This window comes from Streptomyces sp. NPDC002773 (assembly GCF_040295605.1).
Taxonomy (GTDB): domain Bacteria; phylum Actinomycetota; class Actinomycetes; order Streptomycetales; family Streptomycetaceae; genus Streptomyces.
Genome location: NZ_JBEOVO010000024.1, coordinates 72,882 through 86,052 on the forward strand (window position 1 = coordinate 72,882; position 13,171 = coordinate 86,052).

At 70.8% G+C, this 13,171-nt stretch carries 15 protein-coding genes; 9 read left to right on the forward strand and 6 right to left on the reverse strand.

The features are described from left to right. Window positions 1-40: 40 nt before the first annotated feature. A complete protein-coding gene (locus ABT034_RS25560) occupies window positions 41-550 on the reverse strand; it encodes a mycothiol transferase (RefSeq protein WP_351219039.1) in 510 nt (169 codons plus the stop codon). 187 nt (window positions 551-737) lie between these two features. Next, window positions 738-941 carry a cold-shock protein gene (locus ABT034_RS25565; RefSeq protein WP_041130679.1) on the reverse strand — a complete coding sequence of 68 codons (204 nt, stop codon included), beginning with the start codon at window positions 939-941 and terminating at the stop codon, window positions 738-740. Window positions 942-1,201: 260 nt separating this feature from the next. On the opposite strand from ABT034_RS25565, the gene ABT034_RS25570 reads away from it, so the two are divergent. From ABT034_RS25570 to ABT034_RS25580, 3 genes are all read left to right on the forward strand, one after another. After that, a complete protein-coding gene (locus ABT034_RS25570; RefSeq protein WP_351219041.1) occupies window positions 1,202-2,074 on the forward strand; it encodes a menaquinone biosynthetic enzyme MqnA/MqnD family protein in 873 nt (290 codons plus the stop codon). A 186-nt stretch (window positions 2,075-2,260) separates the two neighbouring features. Beyond that, window positions 2,261-3,460, forward strand: coding sequence for a cyclic dehypoxanthinyl futalosine synthase (mqnC, locus tag ABT034_RS25575; protein WP_351219043.1), 1,200 nt, complete (start codon window positions 2,261-2,263; stop codon window positions 3,458-3,460). Between the two features lie 7 nt (window positions 3,461-3,467). Further along, on the forward strand, window positions 3,468-4,067 hold the full coding sequence (locus ABT034_RS25580) for an imidazolonepropionase-like domain-containing protein (protein WP_351219045.1): 600 nt from the start codon (window positions 3,468-3,470) through the stop codon (window positions 4,065-4,067). 18 nt (window positions 4,068-4,085) lie between these two features. Here ABT034_RS25580 and ABT034_RS25585 read toward each other — a convergent pair whose 3' ends face one another. After that, a complete protein-coding gene (locus tag ABT034_RS25585; RefSeq protein ID WP_351219047.1) occupies window positions 4,086-4,919 on the reverse strand; it encodes a hypothetical protein in 834 nt (277 codons plus the stop codon). Between the two features lie 8 nt (window positions 4,920-4,927). Then, window positions 4,928-5,518, reverse strand: a complete 591-nt coding sequence (locus ABT034_RS25590) for a SigE family RNA polymerase sigma factor (RefSeq protein WP_502973051.1) — start codon at window positions 5,516-5,518, stop codon at window positions 4,928-4,930. Window positions 5,519-5,645: 127 nt separating this feature from the next. Here ABT034_RS25590 and ABT034_RS25595 point away from each other — a divergent pair, with 127 nt between their 5' ends. Further along, entirely contained in the window at window positions 5,646-6,338 is a 693-nt protein-coding gene (locus ABT034_RS25595; protein WP_351219049.1) for a demethylmenaquinone methyltransferase, read from the forward strand. Between the two features lie 163 nt (window positions 6,339-6,501). Beyond that, window positions 6,502-7,788 (forward strand): geranylgeranyl reductase family protein, encoded by a 1,287-nt coding sequence (locus tag ABT034_RS25600; protein WP_351219051.1) that lies wholly within the window; start codon window positions 6,502-6,504, stop codon window positions 7,786-7,788. Here ABT034_RS25600 and ABT034_RS25605 read toward each other — a convergent pair. Continuing rightward, window positions 7,754-8,758, reverse strand: a complete 1,005-nt coding sequence (locus ABT034_RS25605) for a helix-turn-helix domain-containing protein (RefSeq protein WP_351219053.1) — start codon at window positions 8,756-8,758, stop codon at window positions 7,754-7,756. The genes ABT034_RS25600 and ABT034_RS25605 overlap by 35 nt on opposite strands. A 103-nt stretch (window positions 8,759-8,861) precedes the next feature. Between ABT034_RS25605 and ABT034_RS25610 the strand changes: the two genes are divergently transcribed. After that, entirely contained in the window at window positions 8,862-9,725 is an 864-nt protein-coding gene (locus ABT034_RS25610) for an NAD(P)-dependent oxidoreductase (protein WP_351219113.1), read from the forward strand. A gap of 91 nt (window positions 9,726-9,816) precedes the next feature. On the opposite strand, the gene ABT034_RS25615 is transcribed toward ABT034_RS25610, so the two are convergent. Beyond that, the gene (locus tag ABT034_RS25615) at window positions 9,817-10,746 is read right to left on the reverse strand and encodes a C40 family peptidase (protein WP_351219055.1); all 930 of its coding nucleotides are present in this window, start codon (window positions 10,744-10,746) and stop codon (window positions 9,817-9,819) included. A 691-nt stretch (window positions 10,747-11,437) separates the two neighbouring features. Between ABT034_RS25615 and ABT034_RS25620 the strand changes: the two genes are divergently transcribed. The 3 genes from ABT034_RS25620 to ABT034_RS25630 are packed head-to-tail and all read left to right on the forward strand — an operon-like array spanning window position 11,438 to window position 13,133. Continuing rightward, complete coding sequence (locus tag ABT034_RS25620; protein WP_019888619.1) at window positions 11,438-11,797, forward strand: NADH-quinone oxidoreductase subunit A; 360 nt, start codon at window positions 11,438-11,440, stop codon at window positions 11,795-11,797. A 17-nt stretch (window positions 11,798-11,814) separates the two neighbouring features. After that, window positions 11,815-12,369, forward strand: a complete 555-nt coding sequence (locus ABT034_RS25625) for a NuoB/complex I 20 kDa subunit family protein (RefSeq protein ID WP_024756031.1) — start codon at window positions 11,815-11,817, stop codon at window positions 12,367-12,369. Further along, window positions 12,366-13,133, forward strand: coding sequence for an NADH-quinone oxidoreductase subunit C (locus ABT034_RS25630; RefSeq protein WP_351219057.1), 768 nt, complete (start codon window positions 12,366-12,368; stop codon window positions 13,131-13,133). The genes ABT034_RS25625 and ABT034_RS25630 overlap by 4 nt, the downstream gene beginning before the upstream one ends. The last annotated feature ends 38 nt before the right edge of the window (window positions 13,134-13,171 follow it).

Below are 13,171 nucleotides of genomic sequence, written 5' to 3' on the forward strand. Positions count from 1 at the left end.
CGGAACGGCTTCTTCCGGCCGCCCCCGCCGCCCGCCGCGCTCAGCCCCGCCGCTCCACCACACCCCGTACGTACCCCGCCTGCCCCGCGTGCTGGAGCGCGTCCGCGATCACCGACACCAGGCGGACGCCGAGCGTGACCGGTGGGTCCCAGGCGGTGTCGACGACCCGGTCAAGGTCCGCGTTCGTCACCGTCCCGATCAGCTCCACGGTGCGGGCGTGCACGGCGTCGTGGTAGCCGAGCAGCAGCTCCGCCGGGGCGCGGACCTGGCCGGCCTGGGCCCGCGACTGGCCGTAGCCGGTCGCTTCGGCCGGGAACGGGAGCTTGAAGCGGTCCCGCCAGCCGTCCCCCGTCCACAGCTGCTCCGTGCCGTACGCGCCCGCGAGGTGGTCGTCCTGGATGCGGGTGAGGTGCCAGACGAGCCAGGCCACCGAGTTGGCGTCGGGATCGATCCGTACGGCGAGCTGGTCCTCGGTGAGGCCCTCCACGGCCTCGTGGACGGCCTCACGGATCCGGCCGAACGAGTCGGCCAGCAGGGCGGCGCTGTTCACGGGTGGCTCCTTCAACGGCTCGAGCTGACTCCGGGCGGCTTGCGTTCGGTCATGCGTACCAGACTTCGAGCCCCCGCCCCGCCGGACGCGGCGGGAAAAAGGGCAGGAGCCCCGCTCGTGCCCGGAGGCACGGAGCGGGGCTCCTTGGGTACTGCTCTAGAGGTGCGCGTTCGCCGACCCGGGCAACTTAGGCCGGGGAGACGTTCTCCGCCTGCGGGCCCTTCGGGCCCTGCGTGACGTCGAAGGTCACGACCTGGTTCTCCTCGAGCGAACGGAAGCCGTTCGCGTTGATCGCGGAGTAGTGGACGAAGACATCCGGGCCGCCGCCGTCCTGGGCGATGAAGCCGAAGCCCTTTTCAGCGTTGAACCACTTGACGGTTCCGGTAGCCATAAGCCCTCCTTGGGCCAAAGGGTTGCCCTGCTCCAGAACCTGCAAACAAGTCTGAAAACTACAAAAGCCTGCGGGTCACATGCTCCGCAGGCTCTGTACTGCAAGGGAAACCAAACTGCAACTTGCGTCGAGCCTAGCACGCAGGACGCTCGGGGCGGAAGAGCGAAAGATCACGTCACTCGCATGTTTGATCCCGCTCCCCGCGCTCACGCGCGTGCCCCGCCGATGCCCACGGTACGAGACGGGTCTAGCCTCACTATGTGGACAATGCAACCGACGAGCAGCAGCGCAGCCGGCCCCGCGTCGGGCACATCCAGTTCCTGAACTGCCTCCCCCTCTACTGGGGCCTGGCCAGAACCGGAACGCTCCTCGATCTGGAGCTGACGAAGGACACCCCCGAGAAGCTCAGTGAGCGGCTCGTCCGCGGTGATCTCGACATCGGCCCCATCACCCTCGTCGAGTACCTCCGCAACGCGGCGGACCTCGTGGCCCTCCCCGACATCGCCGTCGGCTGCGACGGGCCCGTCATGTCCTGCGTGATCGTCTCGCAGCGTCCGCTGGAGGAGCTGGACGGGGCGCGCGTCGCCCTCGGCTCCACCTCCCGCACGTCCGTACGCCTCGCCCAGCTGCTGCTCGCCGAGCGGTACGGGGTGGCGCCGGACTACTACACCTGCCCCCCTGACCTGGGCCTGATGATGCAGGAGGCCGAGGCGGCCGTCCTCATCGGCGACGCCGCGCTCCGGGCCTCGCTGCACGACGCGCCCCGGCTCGGCCTCCAGGTCCACGACCTCGGCCTCATGTGGAAGGAGTGGACGGGCCTCCCGTTCGTCTTCGCCGTCTGGGCGGCGCGCAAGGACTACCTGGCGCGCGAACCGGAGACGGTCCACGAGGTGCACCAGGCGTTCCTGGCCTCGCGCGACCTCTCCCTCGAAGAGGTCGCCAAGGTCGCCGAGCAGGCCGCCCGCTGGGAGACCTTCGACGCGGAACTCCTGGAGCGGTACTTCCGTACGCTCGACTTCCGCTTCGGTCCCGAGCAGCTCGCCGGAGTCCGCGAGTTCGCCCGCCGCACCGGCCCCACGACCGGCTTCCCGGCGGACGTCACGGTCGAACTGCTGCCGCCGAGTTCTCATTAGGTATCCCGAAATTCGCCGCCGCTTTCCCACTGCTTCCCCGCAGCTTCCCCGCCCGGTAATGCATTCGCCTATCCGTTATCCGTTGACCGGGTCCGTGGAGCCCGTACGCCACCCCACGGAAGCCGCGGGGACCCCTGGCGTACGCTGGTTCGGTCTGCAAGAACCCCTCCGAAAGGGACACAACCGGTGACCGAGAAGGCCGAACTCCAGTCTGTTCTCGACCGCGCTGCCGCGGGTGGCCGGATCACCCCCGAGGAGGCGCTCGACCTCTACCGCTCGGCGCCCCTGCACGCCCTCGGCACCGCCGCCGACGCCGTACGCCGCCGCCGGTACGCCGGGACCGAGCACATCGCGACGTACATCATCGAGCGGAACATCAACTACACGAACGTCTGCGTGACGGCGTGCAAGTTCTGCGCCTTCTACGCGGCCCCGAAGGACACGAAGAAGGGCTGGACCCGCGACCTCGACGACATCCTGCGCCGCTGCGCGGAGACCGTGGAGCTCGGCGGCACCCAGATCATGTTCCAGGGCGGCCACCACCCGGACTACGGCGTCGAGTACTACGAGCAGCACTTCGCCGCGATCAAGCAGGCCTTCCCGCAGCTGGTCATCCACTCCCTCGGCGCCTCCGAGGTCGACCACATGGCGCGGATCTCCGGTGTCTCCGTCGAGGAGGCGATCACCCGCATCCACGCCGCCGGGCTCGACTCCTTCGCGGGCGCCGGCGCCGAGCTGCTGCCCGCCCGGCCGCGCAAGGCCATCGCCCCGCTCAAGGAGAGCGGCGAGCGCTGGCTGGAGATCATGGAGATCGCCCACAACCTGGGCGTCGAGTCCACCTCCACCATGCTGATGGGCACCGGCGAGACCAACGCCGAGCGGATCGAGCACCTGCGGATGATCCGTGACGTGCAGGACCGGACGGGCGGCTTCCGGGCCTTCATCCCGTACACGTACCAGCCCGAGAACAACCACCTCAAGGGCCGCACGCAGGCGACGATCTTCGAGTACCTGCGGATGATCGCGGTCGCGCGGCTCTTCATGGACAACATCGCCCACATCCAGGGCTCGTGGCTGACCGTCGGCAAGGAGGCCGGCCAGCTCTCCCTGCACTACGGCGCCGACGACCTGGGCTCGATCATGCTGGAGGAGAACGTCGTCTCCTCGGCCGGTGCCAAGCACCGCTCCAACCGCATGGAGATCATCGACCTGATCCGCAAGGCGGGCCGCGTCCCGGCGCAGCGCGCGACCACGTACGAGCACCTCCTCGTCCACGACGACCCGGCGAACGACCCGGTCGACGAGCGCGTCGTCTCGCACATCTCGTCCATCGCGATCGAGGGGGGCACGGCCCACCCGGAGCTGAAGCTCCTCGACGCCAACTGAGGCCCGCGTGCTGACCATCCACGTCGCCGAGGCGACGCCCGAGACCGCCGTCCTGGTCGACGACGGCCTCATCGCCGCCGTCGGCCCGTACGACGACCTCGTCGCCGTACGGCCCGAGGCGCGGGTCCGGCAGTGGCCGGGCATCCTCACCCCCGGGCTCCTCAACCCGTTCGGGCCCGAGCTGCTCGAAGGCATGTACCACCCGGACCCCCGGGAGGCCGCGGGGTTCGGCACCGAGCCGATCGGCGGGGAGCGGGCGCAGCGGATCTTCCGGGCCGACCCCGCCCGGCGGGGTGCCTCCGCCCGCCGGGCCGTGCAGCGGCTGCTCGCGCACGGAACGGTCGCCGTCGCCGGCGAACTGCGCGAGAGGGCCGCTGTGGACGCCGTGCGCCGGGCCGGACTCGCCGTCGGCCGCCGCCCGGAGCGGCTCCCCGGCGCCCCCTCGTTCTCTCCGGCACCGCTGGTGCTCCTGCCGGGCCTCGTGCCGGGAGCCCCGGCGCGCTTCGCCGTCTTCGACGTGCCCGACCGCGCGGCCCTGGTCCGCCTCGGCCCGTCGACCTGCGTCGCCACCGTCCTCGGCGGCCGCCTGGTGTTCCGGCAGCAATAGCCACCGGAACACCCCGGCTCAGCCGCCCTCGACCGCCGGCGGCGCCTTCGTCTCGACCGGGTTCTCGTCCGCGTACCGCACCAGGTCGAGGAAGCGCGGGTCCTGGGCGACGGCGAGCAGCTGCCGCGGTGTCACCGGCGCCGACACGCGCTCGGGATCGACGGAGAGCTGGACGCGGCTGTCGCCGTAGCGGAAGTCCAGGTACGACCCGGACGTCTCGTCCCCGTTGACCAGCATCGAGACGAGCTGCGCCTCGCGGTTCCCGTCGAACGTGACCTTCTCGCAGTGGAAGCCCCTGACCGGATCGTCCACGCAGGGCTTGAGACGGTTCTCGTCGGACGGCCGAACCGACACCGTCATCCGGAAGGTCTCGCCGCCCGAGGCGATCCGGTAGACATACACCTTGTCCTTGACCGGCCGGATCTCGGTCACCGTCGCGGGCAGCAGTTCGTCGAGCAGCGCCGCCACCCGCTGCTGGTGGGCCGCGTGGCGCGCCCGCTCGGCCTCGGACAGGCCGTCCGGGTTGTCGGGCGGTGTGACGCCCGGGGTCTCCTCGATCGTGACGGGGGCGTAGGTCGTGCTCGGGCCGGTGCTCGCGCTCGCGGTCGCGCCGGGCGACGACGGCACGGCGGCGGGCATGGTGACCGCCGGGCTCGAACCCGGCAGCAGCGTGAGGCCGAGGGCCCCGGCCGTGACCGCGCCGAACGCGGTCGTGACGATCGCGACCCGGGCCCGCAGCCGCCGTCTGCGGCCCTCGCGCGCCGCGAGCGGGGCGAGGTCGGGGAGCGGGGGAAGGTCGTCCACCGTACGTTCCATGGTGCTGCGGAGCAGGGTGATGTCGTCGGTTTCCACGGCGGGCCTCAGCTTCCTGTGGTGGCGAGCCCGGCGTCACCCAGGCGTACGCGGAGTCGGGCGAGGGAGCGCGAGCACTGGCTCTTGACGGTCGCCTCGCTGCACCGCAGCAGGGCGGCCACGGAGGCCACGCTCTGGTCGTCCCAGTAGCGCAGGACGACCATCGCGCGGGCCCGGGGCGGCAGCTCGGCGAGCGCCGCGAGCAGGGTGACGCGCAGATCGGCGTGGTCGGCGGTGGGCGCCGGGCGCATGCCGCCGGTGCGGGTGAGCGCGAGCAGATCGCGCAGGCCGCGGCGCCGCTCGGCCAGGAAGGTGCGGGTCAGCACCGTCTTGGCGTACGCGTGCGGATGGTCGGCGGCGCCCGCGCGCCGCCAGTGCTGGTACAGCTTGGCCAGCGTGGTCTGGGTCAGGTCGCGGGCGGTCTCGGCGTCGCCGCAAAGGAGGTACGCCGTGCGGTACAGGCGCTGCTGCCCCGCCCGGGCGAACTCCTCGAACGCGCCGTCCGCCGCGTCGGCCGACACGCCGACCGGAGGGCCGGATCCCACGTCGTCCCGCCCGGCTGCCGGGGAGCCGGGTCTCACTTCCGTCGGTACCGCCATCGCGTTCCTGCCTTCTCTCACCGTTGGTGTCGGCCGGTGTCCCACACCCATCCGTCCTTGAGCGCGGCCGCGCCGAAAAGGTTGAAGCGGTACGAGGAGAGATTTCGGCGACTGCGACAATGACGGGGTGACCCGAGCATCCCTGGACAAGCAGCCGCACGAAGTCGCCTCGATGTTCGACGACGTGGCGGCGAACTACGACCTCACCAATGACGTGCTCTCCCTGGGGCAGGACCGGCGCTGGCGCAAGGAGGTCGCGAAGGCGGTCGACGCGCGCCCCGCGCAGAAGATCCTGGACCTGGCGGCGGGTACGGCGACCTCGTCGCAGCCCTTCGCCCGCGCGGGGGCGTACGTCGTGCCCTGCGACTTCTCGATCGGCATGCTCCAGGTCGGCAAGAAGCGGCACCCGTGGATGCCGTTCACGGCCGGCGACGGTACGAAGCTGCCGTTCCGCGACGACGTCTTCGACGCCGTCACCATCTCCTTCGGGCTGCGCAACATCCAGGACACCGAGCAGGCGCTGCGCGAGCTGTACCGGGTGACGAAGCCCGGCGGCCGGGTCGTCATCTCCGAGTTCTCGCACCCGACCTGGGCGCCGTTCCGCACGGTGTACGAGGAGTACCTGATGCGCGCGCTGCCGCCGGTGGCCCGTGCCGTGTCGTCCAACCCCGACGCGTACGTGTACCTCGCGGAGTCCATCCAGTCCTGGCCGGACCAGCCGACCCTGGCGGGCCTGCTGCAGAAGGCCGGCTGGTCGAGGGTGGCCTGGCGGAACCTGACCGGCGGGATCGTCGCGCTCCACCGCGGCTTCAAGGCCTGACGGCTCTTCGCGACCGGGGACCAGGGACCGGGGACCGGGGGCAGCCTGGTGGTGACCCTCCGGTCCGGCGGGGTGGTGACCCTCCGGTCCCGCCGGGACCGCCACCCATAGACTGACGACACGTCCTCATCATCCTCGTCGCCGAACTTCGGGAGACCCCGCCGTGACCGAGCAGCCCCTCTCCGAGCACACCGCAGATGTGATCGTCGTCGGGGCAGGCCCGGCCGGTTCCACCACCGCGTACTACCTGGCCAAGGCGGGACTCGACGTCCTGCTCCTGGAGAAGACCGCGTTCCCCCGCGAGAAGGTCTGCGGCGACGGCCTCACCCCCCGCGCCACCAAGCAGCTCGTCTCCATGGGCATCGACATCTCCGAAGAGGCCGGCTGGCTGCGGAACAAGGGCCTGCGGATCATCGGCGGCGGCGTCCGCCTGGAGCTCGACTGGCCGGAGCTCGCCTCGTACCCGGACTACGGACTCGTCCGCAAGCGCGACGACTTCGACGAGCAGCTGGCCCGCCAGGCGCAGAAGGCCGGCGCCCGCCTGTACGAGCGCTGCAACGTCGGCGCCCCGATCATCGACGACCGTACGGGCCGGATCACCGGCGTCCACGCGAAGCTGGGCGAGGAGAAGCGCGAGGTCACCTTCCACGCCCCGCTCGTCGTCGCCGCCGACGGCAACTCCACCCGCCTCTCCCTCGCCATGGGCCTGCACCGGCGCGAGGACCGGCCGATGGGCGTCGCCGTCCGCACGTACTTCACCACCCCGCGGCACGAGGACGACTACCTGGAGTCCTGGCTGGAGCTGTGGGACCGGCGCGGCCCGCAGGACCGCCTCCTCCCCGGCTACGGCTGGATCTTCGGCATGGGCGACGGCACCTCCAACGTCGGCCTGGGCATCCTCGACTCCTCCTCCGCGTTCAAGGAGCTGGACTGGCGCGAGGTGCTCAAGGCGTGGTGCGCCTCGATGCCGGAGGACTGGGGCTTCACCCCGGACAACATGACGACCACGATCCGCGGCGCCGCCCTCCCGATGGCCTTCAACCGCCAGCCGCACTACACCAGGGGCCTGCTGCTCGTCGGTGACGCGGGCGGCCTGGTCAACCCGTTCAACGGCGAGGGCATCGCGTACGCCATGGAGTCCGGCCAGATCGCGGCCGACGTCATCGTCCAGGCCCACGCCCGCGCGACCCCCGCCCAGCGCGAACTGGCCCTGCGGAACTACCCGCAGGTCCTCAAGGACACCTACGGCGGCTACTACACGCTCGGCCGCGCCTTCGTGAAGCTCATCGGCAACCCGAAGATCATGAAGATCGCGACCCAGCGCGGCCTGACCCACCCGCTCCTGATGAAGTTCACCCTGAAGATGCTGGCGAACCTCACCGACCCGACCGGCGGCGACGCCATGGACCGCATCATCAACGGCCTGTCGAAGGTCGCGCCGAAGGCCTGAACGACCTGCGGTAGTCGGTGGGGGAGACCCCGACCGTACGGGTGAAGTGGCGGCGCAGGTTCGCCGCCGTGCCCAGGCCGCTGCGCTCACCGATCTGCTCCACGGGCAGGTCGGTGGCTTCGAGCAGCGTCTGGGCGCGGGCCACCCGCTGCTGGAGCAGCCACTGCAACGGGGTCGTCCCGCACGTCTCCTGGAGCCTGCGGTGGAAGGTCCGCGGGCTCAGCCGCGCCCGGCGGGCCAGGGACTCGACGGTCAGCGGCTCGGCCAGGTGCTCGGTCGCCCACTGGAGTACGGGCCCCAGGCTGTCGCCGTCGCTCGGCGGCAGCGGCGCCTCGATGAACTGGGCCTGGCCGCCCGCGCGGTGGGCCGGCACGACCAGGCGGCGGGCGAGCTGGCCGGCGACGGTCGCGCCGAGGTCCCTGCGGACCAGGTGCAGACAGAGATCGAGGGCGGCGGTGGCCCCGGCGCTGGTCAGCACCGAGCCCTCGTCGGTGTAGAGCACCGAGTCGTCGACCACGACGCCCGGGTGGCGGGCGGCGAGCTGCGCGGTGTGCTGCCAGTGCGCCGTCGCCCGGCGTCCGTCGAGGAGTCCGGCGGCGGCGAGCGCGAAGGCGCCCGTGCACAGCGACACCATCCGCGCGCCGGACGCGGCCGCCGCGCGCAGCGCCTCGACCAGCTCGGCCGGCACGTCCTCGCCGTCCTCGACGACCGCGTCCGGGACGGACGGCACGATGACCGTGTCCGCGCCGACCAGCCCGTCGAGACCGTGGTCGATCCGCACGGAGAACACCCCGGCCCCGGACCCGGCCCCCGCCTCCCCGCACATCCGCAGCTCGTACCAGGGGTCGACCAGGTCCGGCTGCGGGTTGCCGAACACCGCGCAGGCGATGGCGATCTCGTACAGCTCCCACAGCGACGTCCCGGTCCGCCGGTCCGGTACGACGGCGATGGCGACCACTCCCGCACTCATGGAGCCGACCCTACGACACCCCTGGCAGGAATGGTGCGGACGTCGTCAGTCCTGCCACTGTCGGCCGGATTCCGCCGCTGCGAGCGTGGAGCCCATGAACAGCATGGACAGAGAGAACGTCACCGTCGTCGGGCTCGGACAGATGGGCGCGGCCCTCGCCGCCGCCTTCCTCGGCGCCGGACACCCCACCACCGTCTGGAACCGCACCCCGGAGAAGGCGGACCCCCTGGTCGCCGCGGGAGCCGTCCGCGCGGCCGACGTCGCCGAGGCGGTCGCCGCGAGTCAACTGGTCGTGGTCTGCGTCCTCGACTACGCGGCCGTACGCGAACTCCTCGACCCGGTCGTGGAGTCGCTGCGCGGCCGGGTGCTCGTCAACCTCACCACGGGCTCGCCCGAGCAGGCCAGGGAGAGCGCCGACTGGGCCGCCGCCCACGGCATCGGCTACCTCGACGGCGGCATCATGACGACCCCGCCCGGCGTCGGCGACAGCGCGAGCATGTTCCTGTACGCGGGCGGGCCCGAGCTGCTCGCCCGGCACCGCGCGACCCTCGCCGTCCTGGGCGACCCGATCGACCTCGGCGCGGACGCGGGCCTCGCCTCGCTCTACGACGCCGGGCTGCTCGGCATCATGTGGTCGGTCTTCGGCGGCTGGCTGCACGCGACCGCCCTCGCGGGCGCCGACGGGGTGGCGGCCCGGGACTTCACCGCGGTCGCGGGCCGCTGGCTGTCCACGGTCTCCTGGTTCATGTCCGGGTACGCCGAGCAGATCGACGCGGGGGAGTACCCGGGAGCGGACGCCACGATCGACGTCCAGGTGGTGGCGATCGGGCACCTTTTGGAGGCGGGGGAGGCGCGGGGCGTCGACGGGCGGCTGCCGCGACTGCATCTGGAGCTGATGCGCGGCGCGGTCGAGGCGGGGCACGGCGGCGACAGCTACGCCCGGATCATCGACGCGTTCCGGAAATGACGAAATAACCGCATATCACCGGATATGACGAAGGGCCGTCCCTCCCCCGAGGAGTGACGGCCCTTCGCCATGAAGCGTGGAGCGCGAAGAATCAGAGGATGCGCACGGCGCCCGACGGGGTGTCCCAGTCGAGGGAGCGCTCGACGACACCGGTCGACGTGTTCTGCGCCCCGACGTACATGCCGCCGCCCACGTAGATGGCGACGTGGTACGAGCCGCTGCGGCTGCCCCAGTACAGGATGTCGCCCGGCTGGAGGTTGCTCAGGGAGACGGAGGTGCCCATGCTCGACTGGTCGCTGGAGATGCGGGGCAGGTCGATGCCGGCCTGGCGGTAGGCGGCCTGGACGAGGCCCGAGCAGTCCCACGAGTTGGGGCCGGTGCCGCCCCTGACGTACGCGTCGCCGACCTGGGCGCGGGCGAAGGCCACGATCGAGGCGGCGGAGCCGGAGGGGGCCTGCGTCTCGCTGTCGCCGGAGCCGGCCGAGGACCCGCTGTCGGAGGACGACGAGGAGCCGCTGTCGGACGACGAGGACGACGACGAGGAGTCGCTGTCGTCCGAGGAGTTCGACGCGCTCGCGGACGCGACGGCGAGACGGGTGCGCTCACGGTCGCGGGAGGCGCGCTCCTCGGCTTCCTGGCGCTCCTGCTCGGCCTTCAGGCGGGCGGCCTTCTCGGCGCGCTCGGCCGCGGCCTTGCGGTCCGCCTCGGCCTTGGCCGTCTTGGCTTCCTTGGCGGCCTGCTGGAGCGCCGCGTTCTCCTGCGTCTGGAGGCTCTGGTCGAGCGCCTCCTGCTGGGAGGCCTCGGCGGAGGCGGCGACGGCGCTGGCGAGACCGGCGGTCTCCAGGGAGCCCAGGGTGGGCATTTCGATGGTCTCGGTCACCGGCTCGGCATTCGCCGGCCCGGCAGCACCGGCCACCGCGATGGTGCCGAGGACGCCACCGGCGACTCCGGCTCGCAGCGCGAGCTTCGAGGCGCTGCGGCGGGGCTTCCGGTGGCTGGGTATGTGAGCGGTGTGGGACATGGGTACAACCGCTATCAGGGCTTCACGGTTCCCTTCAAGAAACGTGGGTTGCGCCACAGTTACGTTCGGAACCTCCTAATCCGCTTCTGTGGCGCCCTTATTGACGCCGTAACGGGCAAAACGGTCACGGCCCATCTGGCCCTTGATCACGGGTTTTCATTGAAACGCCCGAATTGACCGACCCTTACCACCTCTTGACACCCTTGGCCAAGCCCCGTTTTTCCCGGGCCCCCGATGTGTGGTGCAGGTCACATCGGCGTCTCATGAACGCCCCCGCAGCGCCCCCGCGCGCTCGTGAAAGCGCGCACGCGTCCACCGCCGTCCGCCGGGCTCCCCCGACCGGGCGACGGACGGTTCCCTTACCACTTGGATGCGTCCACCACCAATTTGCTTGTAGTGGCCACCGCTTGATAGTGCGCACCCCCTCCGATCAGCGATTTCCGGTCTGGATGTCACATCTGGTGATCACCTGGGCGCTTCGCGCAACAAGATCACCGCTCATCCGACTTCATGATCCTTCGTCAGGTGGTGGAGATCACAAAGTCGTTGGCGTACCCCGTGTCGCAGATCACAGAGGGGCAGGCATAAGATGCGGGGCAGCCGGGCTTGTGAACTGCCTCACATGGGGGCGATCTTTCACGGTCCGGCCGTGCGGTCCAACGGTCAAGGACGACTGGAAGGAGCGAGGAGCGTGAATGCGTACGCGCCCGTCCTCGTGCTCGGTGCCCTGGGTGCGGGGTTTGCGATCTTCTCCGTGGTCATGGCCACGCTTATCGGTCCAAAGCGGTACAACAGGGCAAAACTTGAGGCGTACGAGTGCGGCATCGAGCCGACGCCCACTCCCGCCGGCGGCGGCCGCTTCCCGATCAAGTACTACCTGACGGCGATGCTCTTCATCGTCTTCGACATCGAGATCGTCTTCCTCTACCCCTGGGCCGTCACCTTCGACGCCCTGGGGCTTTTCGGGCTCGTGGAGATGCTGCTCTTCGTGCTCACCGTCTTCGTCGCCTACGCCTACGTGTGGCGTCGCGGCGGCCTGGAATGGGACTGAGGGGCTGAGGGGCACCTATGGGACTCGAAGAGAAACTCCCGAGCGGCTTTCTGCTGACGACGGTCGAACAGGCCGCGGGCTGGGTGCGCAAGGCGTCCGTGTTCCCCGCGACCTTCGGCCTCGCCTGCTGCGCCATCGAGATGATGACCACCGGAGCCGGCCGGTACGACCTGGCCCGCTTCGGCATGGAGGTCTTCCGCGGCTCGCCGCGCCAGGCCGACCTGATGATCGTGGCCGGCAGGGTCAGCCAGAAGATGGCGCCCGTCCTGAGGCAGGTCTACGACCAGATGCCCAACCCCAAGTGGGTCATCTCCATGGGCGTCTGCGCCTCCTCGGGCGGCATGTTCAACAACTACGCGATCGTCCAGGGCGTCGACCACATCGTGCCGGTCGACATCTACCTGCCCGGCTGCCCGCCGCGCCCGGAGATGCTGCTCGACGCGATCCTCAAACTCCACCAGAAGATCCAGACCTCCAAGCTCGGCGTGAACGCCGAGGAGGCGGCCCGGGAGGCGGAGGAAGCGGCGCTCAAGGCGCTGCCGACGATCGAACTGAAGGGTCTTCTGCGGTGAGTGACGAAACGCCGAAGGGTGACAAGACGCCGAAAGGCGACGAGACGCCCAACCCCGAGAAGGAACTCAGCGCGCAGAACCTGCCGGGTCAGCGCGGGGACCACGGCGAGGAGGTCCGGGTCCAGCGCGGCATGTTCGGCGCCCAGAGCGGCGCCGACACCTCCGGCTACGGCGGCCTCGTCCGCTCGATCCGGCTCCCCGGCCCGGCCACCCGCCCGTACGGCGGCTGGTTCGACGAGGTCGCCGACGAACTCGAAGGCGCCCTGGAGGAGCAGGGGCTCCTCCCGGACAACGCCATCGAGAAGACGGTCGTCGACCGCGACGAGCTCACCTTCCACATCGAGCGCGAGCACCTCGTCCGCGTGGCCCGCACCCTGCGCGACGACCCGGCGCTCCGCTTCGAGCTCTGCACCGGCGTCTCCGGCGTCCACTACCCGGGAGACAAGGGCCGCGAGCTGCACGCCGTCTACCACCTGCGTTCGCTCACCCACGGCCGGCTGATCCGGATCGAGGTCTCGGCGCCCGACGCCGACCCGCGGATCCCGTCCCTCGTCGCCGTCTACCCGACGAACGACTGGCACGAGCGCGAGACGTACGACTTCTTCGGCATCGTCTTCGACGGCCACCCCGCCCTCACCCGGATCATGATGCCGGACGACTGGCAGGGCCACCCGCAGCGCAAGGACTACCCCCTCGGCGGCATCGCCGTCGAGTACAAGGGCGCCCAGATCCCGGCTCCGGACCAGCGGAGGTCGTACTCGTGACCACCCACCCGTCACCCGACCACCGCCCCTCAACGACT